The sequence below is a fragment of the Variovorax sp. Varisp53 genome, from assembly GCF_059491555.1.
In genome coordinates this window covers 4,156,427-4,173,040 of sequence record NZ_CP168512.1, presented here as the reverse complement: position 1 = coordinate 4,173,040, position 16,614 = coordinate 4,156,427, and the positions used below count along the sequence as shown (strand labels likewise).

Here is a 16,614-nt window from a genome sequence, read left to right as displayed (position 1 = left end):
ACTCTCCCCCGCATTCACGCGGGGGAGAGTCATCGGATCAGAACTTGTACCGGGCGGTCAGGGTCGCCGTGCGGAGAGTGCCCTGGTAGCACTGTCCGTGGTAGCAGATCGAGTTGTACTGCTTGTTCGCCAGGTTGGAGATGTTGAGCGCGAAGCGCCACGGGCCGCGCTCGTAGTGCGCGGCCGCATCGAGGAGCGTCACGCCGCGTTCGTACGTGGTGTTGTGCTCGTCGTTCTGGCGCTTGCCGATGTAGCGCACGCCACCGCCGAACCCCAGGCCGTTGCCCATGGTGTAGTCGAGCCACACCGAGGCGGTCTGCTTGGGCACGAGCGGCGGGATCTTGCCGATTTCGTCCGCATCGGCGCTGTTGAGCACCTTCATGTCCAGCCAGGTGTAGGCGGCGGAGATGTTCAGGCCCGGTGCGAGCTCGCCCTTGGCTTCCAGCTCGAGGCCGCGGGAGCGCTGCTTGCCGATCTGGCGCCCCTCGGCGGTCGTCGGGTCGTAGGTGACCACGTTGGTCTTGCGCAGGTCGAAGACTGCCGCGGTGTACGAGGTGCGCGAGCCCGCGGGCTGGAACTTGACGCCGACCTCGACCTGCTTGCCGCTGCTGGGCTTGAAGGGTTGGTTGTTCGCGTCGACGCCGCTGTTGGGCAGGAAGGACGTGGTGTAGCTCATGTAGGGAGCCCAGCCGTTGCCGAACAGGTAGCTGATGCCTGCCCGGCCACTGAACGCACTGTCCGATCGCCGGGTATGGCTCCTGGCCAGGTAGTTGTCGGTGAGCTGGCGCACTTCGTCGTGGCGACCCCCCAGCGTGACGACCCAGTTGTCGCCGAACTTGATCTGGTCCTGGGCGTAGAAGCCCGTCTGGCGCGTCGATTGGGCCACGTCGGTCAGCGGGATGGTGGGCATCGCCACGGCCTGGCCGTAGACGGGCGCCCAGATGTCCAGGGTCGGCGCCGCGCCGCGGAAGCGCCGCTGCTTGCCTTTCTGGTCGCTGTAGTCGACGCCCAGCAGCACCGTGTGCTGGACGGAGCCGTACTGCAGCTTGCCCTGCACGCTGGTGTCCAGCGTGGCCAGGTTCACGGGGTCGTTCCAGGTCCTGGCAACGCGGGAGAGCGTGTGTCCGTCATTGCCGAGCGAACCGGCCCAGACTGCTCGCCTGTCCAGGGCGATCTGGCTGTAGCGGAAGTTCTGGCGCAGCGTCCAGGTGTCGTTCAGGGCCGTTTCGAAACGGTAGCCGATGGCGCTCTGCGACTGCTTGAGCTGGCCGAAGCTGTAGTCGCCCACCTTCACCGGATAGAGAACGTAGTCCTGGGTGAGGTAGTACGGGTCTTCGGCCGTGTTGTTCTTGAGAAACTCCCCGAAGACGGTCAGCGAGGTCGTCGAATTGGGTTGCCAGCGCACGGACGGCGCAATGTAGCTGCGCGTGCGGTTCAGCTTGTGGCCGTCGGGATACTTGTCCTGGTCGTTGCTGTCGAGACCCACCCCGACCACGCGATAGCTCAGGTCGGTGTTGCCGATCCTGTCGCCGAGGTCGAATGCCAGCTGCTTGCGCTGGTAGCTGCCGTACTGCAGTTCGATCTCGCGGATCCGCTCGCCGGTCGGCTGCTTGCTCACGCGGTTGACGATGCCACCGGCGTCTCCCTGGCCGAACACCATCGACGAAGGACCGCGCAATACCTCCACGCGCTCCAGCGCGTAGGGCTCGGTCAGGTAGTAGGTGGGGCCGAACGCCGGCTGCGCGAGCCCGTCCCTGTAGACACCGTTGGAAGAGGTACTGAAGCCCCGCAGCAGGATGTATTCCCAGCCGCGGTTGTCGGGGCCGTAGGTGTTCGTCGTGACGCCCGGCGTGTAGCGGATGGCCTCCATGACGTCCTGTACGCCGCGCGCATCCATTTCCTCGCGGCCAATGACGGAGATCGACTGCGGCACCTCGATGAGCGGCGTGTCGGTCTTGGTGGCCGTGCTGCTGCGGCGGGCCACATAGCCGGACACCGGGCCGGTGGGCGATTCCTCGGCGTTGGCCACCACCTGCACCGCGGGCAGGGTGCCCTGCGAGCTGGAAGCGTCGGCAGCGCGGCGGATCGCGAGGCCGCCGCTGGCGGTGCGCGTGGCTTCCAGCGAAGTGCCCGCGAGCATCTGGCGCAGGGCCTGGTCGACCGTGAGCTTGCCTTCCACGGCGTGCGAGCTGGTGCCTGCGACCACTTCGCCGGCGGCGAATACCTGCACGCCGGTCTGGCGCGAGAACTCGTTGAGCGCCGCGCCGAGCGCCTGCGATGGCACCTTCACCTCGAACACCTGCGCCGCGGCCTGACCGGAAGCCTGCGCTGAAGCTACAGGGGCCCAGACGGTGAGAACGGAACCGAACGCCGCGGCAAGCGCGGCGTTCAGCAGATGTTGGCGAGGCAGGGGACGCATAGAAGAACAACTCCAGTTTTTTGAATTACGACGCATTCACATTCAGGTGCGGGGGCCGGCCCGATTTCCGGTCTCTGGCGCATCTATGAGTAAGACGTTCGAACTCATCAAACAGAGACACCACGTCCTAAGACTTTTTCGCCGTCGCGGTCCGGCGACCCCGGATTCAGGTCTGGACCGCCTCGGGTTCCGGCCTCAGGTGGAGCGGCGTGCCGGCCGGCGCGGCCAGCAGGGCGCTGCCGATTTCGCCGGTACGCACCGAGGTGACCGACAGCAGGGTGTCGCTCAGGCCGTGCGAGTCCTCGCAGGCGCCTTGCAGGTAGATGGCCGGATGGAAGCCGGGCGCGGCCTGCACGCGGTAGTGGCGGTCGACCGTGTAGTCGCCGAGGTAGCCCGCCAGCGGCGCGAGCAGCGCCTTGTGGTGCTCGCGCACATAGCCGGTGGCGAGCACCACGGCGTCGTAGCGCACCGTGTGCTCGCGCTGGGCGTTCTGGTCCCACAGCGCGAGGTACACGCCCTGGCCGTCGGCCGTGGCACTGCGGATGTCGTGCCGGCGCAGGAAGCGCAGGCGGTTGCCGCCGGTCACGCGCTGCTGGTAGAAGGCCTTGTAGATCTGCTGGATCAGCTCCAGATCGGCCACCGCGTAGTTGGTGTGCCAGAACTCGTCGAGCAGCGCGGCGCGCTCTTCCTCCGAGCGGCTGAAGGTGTAGTCGGTGAACTCGGCATTGAAGATCTCGTTCACGAAGGGGCTGTCGTCCGCCGGGCGGATCGAGCGGGCACGCGTGATGAGGTCGACCTGCGGCGCGCCGGGGCGGCCCTGCAGGTCCATGAAGATCTCGGCCGCGCTCTGTCCCGCGCCCACCACGGCGATGCGGCGCGCGTCCGGCAGCTGCGCGATGTCCTGCAGGTAGCTGCTCGAATGGAAGACGCGCGGGTCGCTGCGCAGCGCACGGAAGCCGTCGGGGATGTTCGCCGCGCCGCCGATGCCGACCACGAGGTTGCGCGCGAGCCGCTCGACCAGCTTGCCCGCGTGGTTGCGCGAGCGCACGCGCAGCAGTGCCACCTCGCGGCCCCTTTCCTCGGGCAGCACCTCGAACACTTCCTCGCCGTAGGCGCAGGCGTCCTCGAACTGCTCGGCGGCCCACGAGAGGTAGTCGTTGAACTCGTGCCGGCTGGGGAAGAAGCTCTTCAGGTTGACGAAGTCGGTCAGCCGGCCTTTCTCGTGCAGGTAGTTGATGAAGGTGAAGCGACTGGTCGGGTTGCGCAGCGTCGCCAGGTCCTTCATGAAGGAGATCTGCATGTGCGCCTGGTCCAGCAGCATGTGCGGATGCCAGGCGAAGCTCAGCTGCTTCTCGATGAAGAGCGTGTCGAACGGCCGGCCGGCGTGGCGCTTTTCCTCGAGTGCGATGGCCAGGGCGACGTTGGACGGGCCGAACCCGATCCCGACCAGATCATGGACGTGTGGCATTGAAATCAACTCCTGTGGTGGAGGGCGGTGTGGAAGAAGACAGGACGCTCGGCGGGCGCGCGATGTTCACGCGTCCACCGTCTCGGCCATCAGGGCCAGGCCCTGGTGGAGCGCGGGAAAGAGGCTGTGGTTGAAGTTGTTCCAGCGCAGCTCGAGGATGGTGTCCTCGGGGTCGATGTCGGTGCCCAGCACGTCGAAGATGACTTCGCCCGAGTCGATGCCGGTGTCCACGTAGTGGAAGGAGGCGCCGGTCTTGCGCACCGGCTCGACCGCGACGGTCTCGCGCGTTTGCCAGTCGATCACCCGCTGGCCGCGGGCGCCATACAGCGCGTCGAGCGTGGCCCAGGCGCCTCGGCGCTCGAAGGGCGACTCCAGCCGCGTGATGCCCGGGTGGATGTTCACGATCCTGCGGAAGAACGGGCTTTCCGGCCGGGCCAGCCGGTCGAGGATCACCAGCAGGCCGTCGAGCACGACGAGGTCGGCCTCCAGCGCGTGCAGCCGATCGAGCAGGCGCTGCTCGAACTCCTTCTTGCCGGCGGCGCGTTCGGCGGCCGCGTCCAATGGCAGCCGCCGGTAGGTCGAGGGCACGTTGTGGAACATGTCGTTGACGCGACGGCCCTGCACCTGCAGCTCGCCGGGGTGGATCCAGCGGCGGGCGGGATCGAAGCCGAAGCCGTACTCCCGCAGCGCCTGCCGGTCGCGCGGCGAGCCCTCGTCGTCGTCGAACAGCACGGCCTCCAGCGAGTAGGCATCGCCCAGCGGTGTGCGGTCGAGCGCCTCGGCCAGGTACTCCAGCGGGGACTTCATGTAGCGCTGCCCGCCCTTGTAGTCGATGTACTGGCCGGCCTGGTCGGCCGCCGCATTCCTCAGGGACATGATGTAGACGAGTCTTGCCTTGGACATGGTGATGCGCTCGGTAGTGGGTGGAAGAAGTGGGATGTGGTGATGTCAGCGGTGCGCAGGCGACAGCGGGCAGGCGCCGCAATGGCCTTCGCGGGGCAGCAGGTGGAAAAGGCAGCACTGGCGGTGCAGCTTCATCGTCCGGTCGCGGCCTTCGAGGCGCAGATGGACTTCGCGCTGCGGGCCGGGCAGGGGATTGGTCCATGCCGGCCAGGCGGGCTCGTGCAGCAGTCGTTGCCTGTCGCGGGCGATCGGCGGCGATCCGCCGGTCAGCGCAAGCGCTTGCTCGAGCACCGGCTCGAGGTTGCGTGCCGCGTTGCCCCACAGGATCTTGGGCGGAATGCCCGTCAGGCGGCACAGCGCCGAGAACAGCGGCTCCAGGTGCTGCCGCAGCAGCGCCGAGTAGCGCTCCTCGGTGGTCGCGCCGCGCTGCGGCCGGCCCAGTTCGCGGATGTGGAAGCTCAGCGGCCGGGCGTGCGGGTCGAGGTGCACCCACACCTGCTCCGCGGCCACGGGAAAGCCATGCTGCAGCACGCTGGCGGCGGCCGCGACCGGTGGCAGCAGCATGCCGAGATAGGCCATGCTCCAGGACGACGCCGCGGCGCGCAGGTCTTCGCCTTCGACCCCGAGGTGCGATGCGTGCAGGCGCAGCACGCGGCCCAGCAGCCCGTGCGAGCGCACCAGATCGGCGACGTGCAGCGCGCCCGCGGGCGGCTGCGGCGCGCACTGCAATGCCTCGCCGTGCGGCGCCAGGTCGCCCTGGAACAAGGGCTCCAGCAGGGCGATCATGGGTTCGTCGGGCAGGAGGGGGCACCGGCGGTGCGGCGATTTGCAGGGCGCATGAAGCTAGGACGGTTGGGCCCCGCAGGTGTTCATGCGCACCGTGTTCGAACCGCTGCGTGAACATTTGCGCGGACCGTCCGTCAAGTGGGGTACAGGCAGCCCGCTGCCGTCCGCAGCCCTGTCGGCGCGGCGGGCCGTCATTCCGTTTCGCGTCCGGCGGTAAGGCTTGTCCGCGCCGCCGGGCCCCAGTCGCCCGAGGGCGGAAAGAGTTCCTGCATGACAACAGCCCTCGGTCCCGACGGCGAGTTCGCACGCCTGCTCAAGCCGTTCCTGCCGTGGATGCTGCTGTCGGCGGTCACCGGCATCGGCGCGGGTGCGGCCACGGTCGCGCTGCTGGGCACCATCAACCAGGTGCTCAACCGGCAGGGCGGCCTTTCGGGCGGTCTGCTGCTGACCTTCATCGGGCTGTGCGCGGCGGCGCTGTTCGGGCGCATGGTGTCCGATGTCTCGACCAACTTCGTCGGCCAGCGGGTGGTCGCGCTGGTCCGCAAGAGCCTGGCGCAGAAGATTCTCTCGGCGCCCATCGATGCCCTGGAGCGCTACCGCACCCACCGGCTGATGCCGGTGCTGTCGCAGGACGTGGACATGGTCAGCGACGTGGCGTTCGCGCTCGCCGCGACGCTGATCGCCTGCGTCACGGCACTCGGCTGCCTGGCCTACCTGGCCTACCTGTCGCTGCCGCTGTTCGGCGTGCTGGTGGTGGCGCTGGCGATCGGTGCGATGGTGCAGGCCATGGCGCAGATCCGCGGCGTGAACGGCTTCTGGAAGGCGCGCGAGCACGAAGACCAGCTGCACAAGGCCTATCGCGCGATCAGCGAGGGCGCCAAGGAACTGCGCATGCACCGCGCGCGCCGCCAGCGCATGTTCGGCGGGCAGATCGAGCGCATCGTCGACAACATCCGCGCGGTCAACGGGCGTGCGATCAACACCTTCGTCATGGCCACCGCGTTCGGCTCGGGCCTGTTCTTCCTGCTGATCGCGCTGATTCTGGGCTGGGCCTCGTTCCGGCCGACCGAGCCCGCGGTGCTCAGCGGCTTCGTGCTGGTGCTGCTGTTCCTCAAGGGGCCGATGGACCAGATCGCGGGCGCGCTGCCTGCCGTGGGGCGCGCGCGGGTCGCGTTCCGGCGCATCGCCGACCTGTCGGCGCGCTTTGCCACGCCGGAGCCGCACCTGCACGTCGGCCGCGCCGGCAGCGAGCTGAAATTCGAACACGAGATCGCGCTGCGCGGCGTGCGCTACGCGTTCGATGCGCCCGAGGGCGGCGAGGCCTTCGCGCTGGGGCCGATCGACCTGCGGCTTCGCCGCGGCGAGATGGTGTTCGTGGTGGGCGACAACGGCTCCGGCAAGACCACGCTCGTCAAGCTGCTGCTGGGCCTGTACGCGCCGCACGAGGGCCACGTGGCGATCGACGGCGCCGCGGTGGACGCCGAGCGCCGCGACGACTACCGCCAGCTCTTCACCACCGTGTTCTCCGACTTCTACCTGTTCGAGGACCTGGCCGCCGGCGAGGGCGAAGCGCACGGCGAAGCCAGCATGCAGGTGCTGCCGCAGCGCGCGTTGCCCTACCTGGAGCGTCTGGAGATCGCCCACAAGGTGAGCCTGAAGGACGGCGCCTTCACCACCACCGACCTGTCGACCGGCCAGCGCAAGCGGCTCGCGCTGGTGCACGCCTACCTGGAAGGGCGGCCGGTGCTGGTGTTCGACGAATGGGCTGCCGACCAGGACCCGACCTTCCGCCACCTGTTCTATACCGAGCTGCTGCCCGAGCTGCGCGCGAAGGGGCACCTGCTGGTCGTGATCTCGCACGACGATCGCTACTTCCACCTGGCCGACCGCGTGATCACCATGCGCGCGGGCCGCATCGCGGACGACCGGCCTCGCGCCCACCTGGAGAGCCTTGCTGCATGAGCTCCCGTGGGCAAAGCGCGCGGCGGTGCCCGGGGCGCGGGCCGGTGGGCGTTGGCTTTTCGTCAGCGAGCCAGCAGCGCCACGCTCCCGTCGGGGCGGGGCGCGACCGTGAGCGGCAGGATCGTCGGCAGCGCGGCCATCAGCCCTTCGGAGTCGTTGACGCGGAAGCGGCCGGACAGCCGCATCGCGTCGATGCGCGGGCTGTCGCTGACGATGGGCCGCGTGCGGTAGCTGTTGACCGCGGCCAGTGCATCGCCCAGCGGCGTGTTCTCGAACACCAGCCAGCCATCGCGCCACGCGGACAGCGCGGCCGTGTCGGCCTGCTGCACGCGGCCGGCCTGGCCGTCGGCGATCTCGACGCGATCGCCCGCATACAGGTCGATCGCCGCGCCTTCGGCCCCGGCGAACCCGGGGCGCGGCGCCACACCCACGCGCACGTGGCCGTGCTCCACGCCCACGGTGATCGGCCCGCCGCGGTCGCGCACGGTGAACGCGGTGCCGACCACCTCGATGACGGCGGCGCGCGTTTGCACGTGCAGCGGGCGGTCCTTGTCGGGTGCGACCTCGAAGCGCACCTCGCCGCGAGCCATGTCGACGAGGCGGCGGTTGCGGTACAGGGTGACCTCGACGGAGCTCTGCGGCGCGAGGTCGAGTCGGCTGCCGTCCGCGAGCGTCACCTTCAGCATCTGCGCGGTGGCTGTCCGGTAGGTAGCGTGGGACACCGGCTGCTGCCAGTACCACTGCACGCCGCGCCCCGCGACGAGGCCGGTGCCCAGCAGGGCCGCCACCGAGAGCAGCATCTTGCGGCGTTGCTGGCGGTGCGGTGACTTCGCCGCGGCTCCCGCATGGGCCATCAACGTGCCGCCGGGCTCTTCGAAATGCGCGCGCAGGCCGTTCGCCATGCCGCCGAGTGCGTCCCAGCGCTGGCGCGCTTCCTGGACGGCCGCGGCATGCTCCGCCGATTTGCCGCGCCATTGATGGAGTGCCAGGCGGGCGCTGCTGGCGGCCTCGCCGGGCGCCATTTCGCCTTCCACGATCAGCGCCAGCGCGCGCTCGATCAGCCGTTCGCGCGGAGCGCTCGCCGCAACGATGCCGTTCACGAGAAGTCTTCGGCCAATGCGGCGTCGAAGCCGGGGCGGTTCATCAAGACCTGCGGCTCGATCAGCTCGGAGCGCAGCTCTGCGAACACGCGCGAGCAGTCGATGGTGGCGCGCAACAGGTGCTTGGCCACGGCCATTTCGGTGATGTTCAGCCGCTGCGCGATCTCGGCGCGCGTGTGGCCGTAGGCGCGAAAGAGAAGGAACACCTCGCGGCGGCGCGGCGGCAGCTGTTCCATGGTTTCGACCACCCGCGTCAGCACCCGCTGCTGGGCGACGACGTATTCGCTGGACTGCACTGTCCGGTGCATGCCGGCGTCTGCATGCGAACCGGCCCAGTCCTGCGCCACCTTGCGGCGCCGCGCGTCATCGACGCACAGGTTGCGCGCCACGCGAAAGAGCAGGGCGCGAGGCGATTCGATGCCACCGTTGTCCTTCATGTCGTCCGGCGCCGCATCGATACGGGCGGCTCCGCGCGACTTCGTGGCCTGTGCGTACACCCGCTCGAAACTCGACTGCGCGATGTCGGCCGCGTAGTGAGGATCCCTCAGGTCGCGAGTGAGCTGCCGGCGCAGGTCCGCATAGTGAGCTACAAGTTCCTGGACGAGGTCGCGCATCCGGCCGCCTTCTCGCAAGCATCGACATGGCCCCGGAACCGGCCGCTGGTCATGCCCGCAAGATCGCCGCCTCCTGCAAGGAACGACGAACTGGCGGTGCCGGTACTGCGCTTCGGTGATCCCGGGGGAGGGAGTTAATAAGAATTATTCTTATTGAGTGTATCACCGAGTTGCCGGCTCCGGCCTCCCGAACTAGACCCGGATCACCCGCCCCGGGTTCAGGATGTTCTTGGGATCGAGCCCGCGCTTGATCGCCCGCATCATCTCCAGCGCCACCGGCGACTTGTGCTTTTCCAGCTTGTCGACCTTGAGCGAGCCCACGCCATGCTCGGCCGAGAACGAGCCGCCGAACTTCTCGACCGCGTCGTACACCAGCGTGTTGATGCGCTCTTCCTCGTTCTTCAGGAAGGCCTTGGTGTCGATGTTCTCCGGCGCCTGCACGTTGTAGTGCAGGTTGCCGTCGCCCAGGTGGCCGAAGTTCACCAGCCGCACGCCGGCGATCTCGCGCGCCAGCAGCGCATCGGTCTCCGCCACGAACGCGGGGATGCGCGACACGGGAATGGAAATGTCGTGCTTGATGTTCAGGCCTTCCTCGGCCTGCGCGAGCGGAATGCTCTCGCGGATGTGCCAGAGCTGGTGCGCCTGCGTAAGGTTCTCGGCCACTACCGCGTCGGTCACGCAGCCGTCTTCGAAGGCGGTTTCGAGCAGCGCCTCGAAGCGCGCGCGTGCATGGTCCTCGGATTCGCTGTCGGAGTTTTCCAGCAGCACGCAGTACGGCACGGCATCGTCCTCGATGAACGGCACGCGCAGCTGCGGCATGTGCTTGTCGACCAGGCTCAGCGCAAACTTGCCCATCACCTCGAAGCCCGTGAGGCCCGAGCCCAGGTGCTTGTGCGCGAGGCCCAGCAAAGTGACCGCGTGGTCGAGCGAAGGCACCGCAGCCCAGGCCGTGAGCTGCGCGGCCGGCGGGGGGTAGAGCTTCATGGTGGCGGCCGTGATGATGCCGAGGGTGCCTTCGCTGCCGATGAAGAGGTCGCGCAGGTCGTAGCCGGTGTTGTCCTTGCGCAGGCCGCTCGTGCCTTCCCAGATCTCGCCCTGCGGCGTGACCACTTCGAGGCCCAGGCACAGCTCGCGCGTGTTGCCGTAGCGAACCACCTGCGTGCCGCCTGCGTTGGTCGCGAGGTTGCCGCCGATGGTGCAGCTGCCTTCGGCCGCAAGGCTCAGCGGGAACAGGTAGCCCTGCTTTTCGGCGGTTTCCTGCAGCGTCTGCAGGATGCAGCCGGCCTCGACGGTCATCGTGAGGTTGGCGCCATCGACGGTGCGGATGGCGTTCAGCCGCTGCAGGCTCAGCACCACCTGCGTGCCGCTTTCATCCGGAATGGCGCCGACGGCGAGGCCGGTGTTGCCGCCCTGCGGAATGACGGCCGTGCCGGCCGCGGCGCAGGCCTTCACCACGTCGGCCACCTGCTGTGCATTGGCCGGCCGTACCACGGCCAGCGACTTGCCGCGCGCGCGCTTGCGCCAGTCCTGCTCGTAGGCGGTGAGGTCGCCCTCGTTCAGCACGTGGGGTGCGCCGACGATGGCGCGCAGTTGCTCGATGAGGGACGTGGCAGTGGTCATTGGGCGGAGGTCTCCAGTGGAAGGGCAGCAGCAGCTTTGGCGTGGCGCAAGCGCAGCCGCACATGCCAGGCGCAGGCCGCGAAGAGCACGAGGCACAGCAGCACCTCGATCAGCGCGAGCACTTGCCCCACGCCGTTGATGTCGCTCCAGGCGCGCACCACGCCCTCGGTGAAATAGAGCCAGACCATCAGGCTGACCCAGCGGTAGGTGTACATGCGGTTCTTCCACAGGCCCGCGAGCGGAATGACGAGCGGCAGCACCTTCAGCGCCAGCAGCGAGCCGCCCGGACGCAGCGGCGCCAGCCACAGCTCCCATGCGAGGCCCAGCACGATGAGGCCGACAAGGCTGCCCACGGCGGCCCAGCGGGTGGCGCGAACGGAGGAGGGCGGGAGCGGCGAGTTGGTTTGCATGAGCGGAACACCGCGGAACCGGCTTCGCCGGGCCGCCGGTGTTGCCCCCGGCGAGGGGATTGGCGCAGCGACACGAAGTGCGCGGAGACTGGGGGAGAGTTTGGTTCTTATGATAGCCGCCATGAATCGCAGGCAACTTTGGAGGGATCTTTCGCGCTTTCCGTGGGGCAACACCGCAGCGGTGCTGGGCGAGCGCTTCCGCGAAGACCGGCTCGGCCTCACGGCCAGCAGCCTCACTTTCACCACCACCATCGCGATGGTGCCGTTCTTCACGGTGGCGCTGGCGCTGTTCACCGTGTTCCCGATGTTCGCGAAGATGCAGGGCCGGCTGCAGCGCTGGCTCATCGAGAGCCTGATTCCCGACAACATCGCGCGGCAGGTGCTGGGCTACCTGAACCAGTTCTCGAGCAAGGCCGGCGGCCTGGGCATCGCGGGCCTGGTCGTGCTGCTGATCACCGCCATCGCGCTGATCCTCACGATCGACAAGACGCTCAACAACATCTGGCGCGTGCGCTCGCCGCGGCCGTTCGCGCAGCGGGTGCTCATCTACTGGGCGGCCATCACGCTGGGGCCGATCATCCTCGCGGTGAGCCTGTCGACCACCTCGTACGTCGTCTCGGCCACCAGCGGCGTGGTGGGGCGCGGCATGGTCAAGCTGTTCTTCGACACCTTCGAATTCATGCTGCTGGCGGTCGGCATGGCCTCGCTGTACCACTACGTGCCCAACACCAACGTGCGCTGGTCGCATGCATGGGCCGGCGGCATCTTCGTGGCGGCCGCCATCGAGATCGCCAAGCGCGTGCTGGGCTACTACCTGAGCCTCGTGCCCACTTATTCGGTGCTGTACGGGGCCTTCGCCACGGTGCCGATCCTGCTCGTGTGGATCTATGTGGCCTGGGTGATCGTGCTGCTCGGCGCCGTCATTGCGGCCTACCTACCGAGCCTGCTGACCGGCGTGGCGCGGCGCGGCGGCGCCGCGGGCTGGCCGCTGCAGCTGGCCATGGAAACGTTGCAGCACTTGGCCCGCGCGCAGGCCATGCCGGCCAAGGGCATGGGCGCGAGCGAACTGGTCACGCGCATGCGGGTCGACGCGCTGCAGCTCGCGCCGGTGCTTGAAACACTGGTGGCGCTCGACTGGATCGCGCCGCTCGCCGAAGAGCCCGCCAACGAAGACCCGCGCTACGTGCTGCTCGCGGACCCCTCGACGCCGGTCGAGCCGCTGCTGAAGGAGCTGCTGATGCCGCAGGCCGAGCCGCTGGAAGACCTCTGGCAGAAGGGGCCGCTGCGCTCGCTGAGGCTGGGCGACGTGCTCCTGATCTAAATCTTCACGCGCCCCAGCCAGATGTCCCGGTACATGGCCCAGTCGCCCATGAAGGAATAGAGCGGCCGCTTGAACGAGGCCGGCTTGTTCTTCTCGAACCCGAAGTGCCCGACCCAGGCGAAGCCGTAGCCCGCCACCAGCCCGGCCAGCAGCCACAGCGGGTTGAGCGTGACCACCAGCGCCACCAGGCACAGCAGCGACAAGGTCGAGCCGGCGAAGTGCAGCCGCCGGCAGGTGAGGTTGGCGTGCTCGCTCAGGTAGAACGGGTAGAACTCCGCAAAGCTCTTGAATTGGCGCGGATCGACGGCAGATCCGGTGGCAGCCGAGGTGTTCATCATGCGACTCTCCTGTGCCCCCGAACCCCGGCGAGTCCCGTGGACGAGGGCTTTGTCCATAATAGCCACGACCTCCCGGCCGTACCACCCCGGCCTTCCGATCACACCACCGACGCATCAGCCTTGAGCGCCCTTCCAAGCAACCCCGAATCCGCCGAGCCGGCCAGCGATGCGCCGTGGGTCGTGTGCCTGTGCGCCGAATGGTGCGGCACCTGCCGCGACTACCGGCCGCTGCTCGAACAGGTGGCGCGCGCGCATCCGCAGTTCCGCTTTGCGTGGGTCGACATCGAGGACCACGCCGACATCGCCGATGCCTTCGACGTCGAGACCTTCCCGACCCTGCTGGTCGCGGGTGCCGACGGCACACGTTTTCTCGGCCCGCTGCTGCCGCATGCCGAGACGCTGTCGCGCATGCTCTCCGCGCTGCAGCCGCCGAAGCCCTCGAGCCTCGACGTCGACCTGCTGCTGGCGGTGCTGAACAAGAAGCCGGCTGTCTTCGCGGTCTGACCGGAGCCTCCCATGAAGATCCTGATTTTTGGCGCCACCGGCATGGTGGGGCAGGGCGTGCTGCGCGAGTGCCTGCTCGCGCCCGATGTCGAGAGCGTCGTCGCCATCGGTCGCAACCCCACGGGGCAGCAGCACACGAAGTTGCGCGACCTGGTCCACAAGGATATGTACGACTACGCCGCCATCGAGTCGCAGCTTCAGGGCTTCGACGCCTGCTTCTTCTGCCTCGGCGTGTCGTCGGTCGGCATGAAGGAGCCCGAGTACAAGCGCATCACCTACGACCTGACGCTGGCCGCCGCCACCGTGCTCGCGCGGCTCAACCCGGGCATGACCTTCACCTACGTGACGGGCGCCGGCACCGACAGCAGCGAGCGCGGCAGCAGCATGTGGGCACGCGTGAAGGGCGCGACCGAGAACGCCCTGCTGCGCCTGCCGTTCAAGGCGGCCTACATGTTTCGCCCCGGCATGATCCAGCCGATGCATGGCGTGCGCTCGAAGACGCCGCTGTACGACGCCGCCATCTTCGTGCTCAAGCCCGTGCTCGGGCTGGCCTATCGCCTGTGGCCGAACCGGGTGACGACCACCGAGAAGGTCGGCCGCGCGATGCTGGCGGTGGCGCGCAACGGCGCACCGAAGGTGCTGCTCGACCCGGCGGACATCAACGCGCTCGGTTGAGCTTCTTCTTCAGGCGGCGGCCCGCGCGCGGCCGAGCTTGCGCCGGCCCGCGCTGGTGATCGCGCCTACCAGGTGCTCGACGAAGTCCTGCGCCAGCGGCGGCAGCGTGCGGCCTTCGAGCGCCAGCACCTGCAATTGCCGCTGCTGCAGCGGCGCTTCCGCGAAGGGCCTAGCTACCACGGTGCCCGCGTCGATCAGGTGCATCACCGTGAGATGGCCCGAAAGCATCACGTCGGGCGTGCGCAGCAGCGGCAGCAGCACCGACGAGAAATTGCTCACGAAGATCGCGTGGTACTGCAGCCCCTGCAGGCTGCAGGCCTGGTCGAACAGCTGGCGCGCGGTAACGCCCTTGTCGCCCACGGCCAGCGGGTAGCGCACCGCATCGGCCACCGACACCACGCGCTGCCGCGCCAGCGGATGGTCGGGCCGCAGCACGGCATACACGGGCGCGGTGGCCGAGTGCTCGACCTTCAGGCCCGGCTCCGGCGCCACCACGTACTTGAGGGCGATGTCGGTCTCGCCGCGCGCCAGCAGCGCGCTCACGCCGTCGGGCGAGCCCACGTGCAGTTCGAGCTGGCAGCCCGGGTGCGCGGTTTCGAAGCTGCGCATCACCAGCGGCATGAAGTGTCCCGCGAAGCCTTCCGTGCAGGCCATGCGGATGCGCCGCGCGCCTTGCCCGCCCAGGTCGCGCACCTGTTCGACGACCTGCTCGATGTCGAGCTGCGCATTGCGCAGGTGCGCCGCCAGCCGCTCGCCGGCGGCGGTCAGTGCCATGCCGCGCGCGTGCCGCTCGAACAGCGGCGTGCCCAGGCTGTCTTCGAGCTTGGCGATCTGCCGGCTCACCGCCGACGACGCGACGAACAGTCGCGCCGCGGCCTGGTTGACCGAGCGGCGGCGCGCCACTTCGAGAAAGTGGCGCATCGGAATGCTGAGGAGGGGGAGCGTCGTCATGGCGGCCGGGGGTGTTGCCTTCAAGGCAATGGTAGCTTGCCAAAACGATGCTGGAAGCATCGGCCCGCAGGCCTTGTACTTGCTGCACCCGATGGACAGACAAGGAAACCCTTCATGCAACGCACAGACAGCCTGGCCGCTGCCGCCGCCTACTTCGACGCAGGCAGCTTCTTCGCCGACCTCCAGCGCCGCGTCGCCTTCCGCACCGAAAGCGACACCGGCGCCGCTACGCCCGCCCTGGAGGCCTACCTGCGCGAGGAGCTGGTGCCGCCGCTCGCGGCGCTGGGCTTCGCCTGCGAGGTGATCGCCAATCCGGTACCCGGCGGCGGGCCCTTCCTCATCGCGCGCCGCATCGAGGACCCGGCCCTGCTCACGGTGATGACCTACGGCCACGGCGACGTGGTCAGCGGGCAGGACGCGCACTGGGAAGAAGGCCTGGCGCCATGGGCGCTCACGGTGCGCGGCGAGCGCTGGTACGGCCGCGGCACGGCCGACAACAAGGGCCAGCACAGCATCAACCTCGGCGGCCTTGCAGCTGCGATCGAGGCGCGCGGCGGGCGCCTGGGCTACAACGTGACGTGGCTGGTCGAGATGGGCGAAGAGGCCGCCTCGCCCGGCCTGCATGCGGTGTGTGCGCAGGAGCGCGACAAGCTGCGCGCCGACCTGTTCATCGCCAGCGACGGCCCGCGCGTGAGCGCGCAGCGGCCCACGCTGTTCCTCGGCTCGCGTGGCGCGGTCAACTTCAGCCTGCGGCTGCGCGCCCGGCCTCGCGGCTACCACTCGGGCAACTGGGGCGGCGTGCTGGTCAACCCGGGCACGGTGCTCAGCCACGCTGTGGCCTCGCTGGTGGATGCGCGCGGCCGCATCCTGGTCGAGGCGCTGCGCCCGCCGCCCGTGACGCAGGCGGTGCGCGATGCGCTGGCCAGCATCGCCATCGGCGGCGGCGCGGACGACCCCGAGGTCGACGAGGGCTGGGGCGAGCCCGGCCTGAGCCCGGCCGAGCGGCTGGTGGCCTGGAACACCATTGAGGTGCTGGCACTCGGTGCGGGCTCCGCGACGCGGCCGGTCAACGCCATTCCCTCGGAGGCCGTGGCGCATTGCCAGCTGCGCTTCGTGGTCGGTACGCCGTGGCAGGACCTGCAGCAGATCGTGCGCGCGCACCTCGATGCACACGGCTTCCGCCAGGTCGAAGTGCAGATCACGCTGACCGGTGCGGCCACGCGGCTCGATGTCGAGAACCCGTGGGTGGGCTGGGCGCGCCAGTCCATCGAAAGGAGCAGCGGCCAGCGCCTCGACCTGCTGCCCAACCTCGCCGGCTCCCTGCCCAACGACGTCTTCGCCGACCTGCTGGGGCTGCCCACGCTGTGGGTGCCGCACTCGTACCCGGCCTGCGCGCAGCACGCGCCCAACGAGCACCTGCTCGCGCCGCTGGCGCGCGAGGGCCTGCAGATCATGGCCGGCCTGTACTGGGACCTGGGCGAGCCGGGCCTCGCGCCGTGGGCCGCCGGCCGGCTTTCGCAATCCGCTTCCACTCTCTCCTGAC

The 16,614-nt window shown here is 68.9% G+C and carries 15 protein-coding genes; 5 read left to right on the top strand and 10 right to left on the bottom strand.

Going from position 1 to position 16,614, the window contains the following annotated elements:
• Positions 1 to 37: 37 nt before the first annotated feature.
• The 4 genes from ACEOAB_RS19570 to fhuF form a co-directional block, all read right to left on the bottom strand.
• Positions 38 to 2,419, bottom strand: coding sequence for a TonB-dependent siderophore receptor (locus ACEOAB_RS19570; protein WP_413748339.1), 2,382 nt, complete (start codon positions 2,417 to 2,419; stop codon positions 38 to 40).
• Positions 2,420 to 2,585: 166 nt separating this feature from the next.
• On the bottom strand, positions 2,586 to 3,887 hold the full coding sequence (locus tag ACEOAB_RS19565) for a lysine N(6)-hydroxylase/L-ornithine N(5)-oxygenase family protein (protein ID WP_413748340.1): 1,302 nt from the start codon (positions 3,885 to 3,887) through the stop codon (positions 2,586 to 2,588).
• 66 nt (positions 3,888 to 3,953) lie between these two features.
• Complete coding sequence (locus ACEOAB_RS19560; RefSeq protein ID WP_413748341.1) at positions 3,954 to 4,790, bottom strand: formyltransferase family protein; 837 nt, start codon at positions 4,788 to 4,790, stop codon at positions 3,954 to 3,956.
• Between the two features lie 45 nt (positions 4,791 to 4,835).
• Positions 4,836 to 5,576: a siderophore-iron reductase FhuF gene (gene fhuF / locus ACEOAB_RS19555; RefSeq protein WP_413748342.1), complete on the bottom strand. Its 741-nt coding sequence runs from the start codon at positions 5,574 to 5,576 to the stop codon at positions 4,836 to 4,838.
• A gap of 270 nt (positions 5,577 to 5,846) precedes the next feature.
• On the opposite strand from fhuF, the gene ACEOAB_RS19550 reads away from it, so the two are divergent.
• On the top strand, positions 5,847 to 7,538 hold the full coding sequence (locus ACEOAB_RS19550) for a cyclic peptide export ABC transporter (protein WP_495653053.1): 1,692 nt from the start codon (positions 5,847 to 5,849) through the stop codon (positions 7,536 to 7,538).
• 62 nt (positions 7,539 to 7,600) lie between these two features.
• Here ACEOAB_RS19550 and ACEOAB_RS19545 read toward each other — a convergent pair whose 3' ends face one another.
• The 4 genes from ACEOAB_RS19545 to ACEOAB_RS19530 form a co-directional block, all read right to left on the bottom strand.
• On the bottom strand, positions 7,601 to 8,638 hold the full coding sequence (locus tag ACEOAB_RS19545; RefSeq protein WP_413748344.1) for a FecR family protein: 1,038 nt from the start codon (positions 8,636 to 8,638) through the stop codon (positions 7,601 to 7,603).
• Positions 8,635 to 9,252, bottom strand: a complete 618-nt coding sequence (locus ACEOAB_RS19540; protein ID WP_056589912.1) for an RNA polymerase sigma factor — start codon at positions 9,250 to 9,252, stop codon at positions 8,635 to 8,637. The genes ACEOAB_RS19545 and ACEOAB_RS19540 overlap by 4 nt, the downstream gene beginning before the upstream one ends.
• 192 nt (positions 9,253 to 9,444) lie before the next feature.
• A complete protein-coding gene (locus ACEOAB_RS19535) occupies positions 9,445 to 10,872 on the bottom strand; it encodes an FAD-binding oxidoreductase (protein WP_413748345.1) in 1,428 nt (475 codons plus the stop codon).
• Positions 10,869 to 11,282 (bottom strand): DUF2069 domain-containing protein, encoded by a 414-nt coding sequence (locus ACEOAB_RS19530; RefSeq protein WP_413748346.1) that lies wholly within the window; start codon positions 11,280 to 11,282, stop codon positions 10,869 to 10,871. Before ACEOAB_RS19530 ends, ACEOAB_RS19535 begins: the two co-directional genes overlap by 4 nt.
• 109 nt (positions 11,283 to 11,391) lie before the next feature.
• On the opposite strand from ACEOAB_RS19530, the gene ACEOAB_RS19525 reads away from it, so the two are divergent.
• Positions 11,392 to 12,603, top strand: a complete 1,212-nt coding sequence (locus ACEOAB_RS19525) for a YihY family inner membrane protein (RefSeq protein WP_007835041.1) — start codon at positions 11,392 to 11,394, stop codon at positions 12,601 to 12,603.
• On the opposite strand, the gene ACEOAB_RS19520 is transcribed toward ACEOAB_RS19525, so the two are convergent.
• On the bottom strand, positions 12,600 to 12,938 hold the full coding sequence (locus tag ACEOAB_RS19520; protein ID WP_413748362.1) for an Mpo1-like protein: 339 nt from the start codon (positions 12,936 to 12,938) through the stop codon (positions 12,600 to 12,602). The two genes, ACEOAB_RS19525 and ACEOAB_RS19520, sit on opposite strands and share 4 nt — an antisense overlap.
• A 123-nt stretch (positions 12,939 to 13,061) precedes the next feature.
• Between ACEOAB_RS19520 and ACEOAB_RS19515 the strand changes: the two genes are divergently transcribed.
• Positions 13,062 to 13,445 carry a thioredoxin family protein gene (locus tag ACEOAB_RS19515; protein WP_056589928.1) on the top strand — a complete coding sequence of 128 codons (384 nt, stop codon included), beginning with the start codon at positions 13,062 to 13,064 and terminating at the stop codon, positions 13,443 to 13,445.
• 12 nt (positions 13,446 to 13,457) lie between these two features.
• A complete protein-coding gene (locus ACEOAB_RS19510; RefSeq protein ID WP_413748347.1) occupies positions 13,458 to 14,120 on the top strand; it encodes an NAD-dependent epimerase/dehydratase family protein in 663 nt (220 codons plus the stop codon).
• A 9-nt stretch (positions 14,121 to 14,129) separates the two neighbouring features.
• Here ACEOAB_RS19510 and ACEOAB_RS19505 read toward each other — a convergent pair whose 3' ends face one another.
• Positions 14,130 to 15,071, bottom strand: coding sequence for a LysR family transcriptional regulator (locus ACEOAB_RS19505; protein WP_495653052.1), 942 nt, complete (start codon positions 15,069 to 15,071; stop codon positions 14,130 to 14,132).
• Between the two features lie 114 nt (positions 15,072 to 15,185).
• Here ACEOAB_RS19505 and ACEOAB_RS19500 point away from each other — a divergent pair, with 114 nt between their 5' ends.
• Complete coding sequence (locus tag ACEOAB_RS19500; protein WP_413748349.1) at positions 15,186 to 16,613, top strand: M20 family metallopeptidase; 1,428 nt, start codon at positions 15,186 to 15,188, stop codon at positions 16,611 to 16,613.
• The last annotated feature ends 1 nt before the right edge of the window (position 16,614 follow it).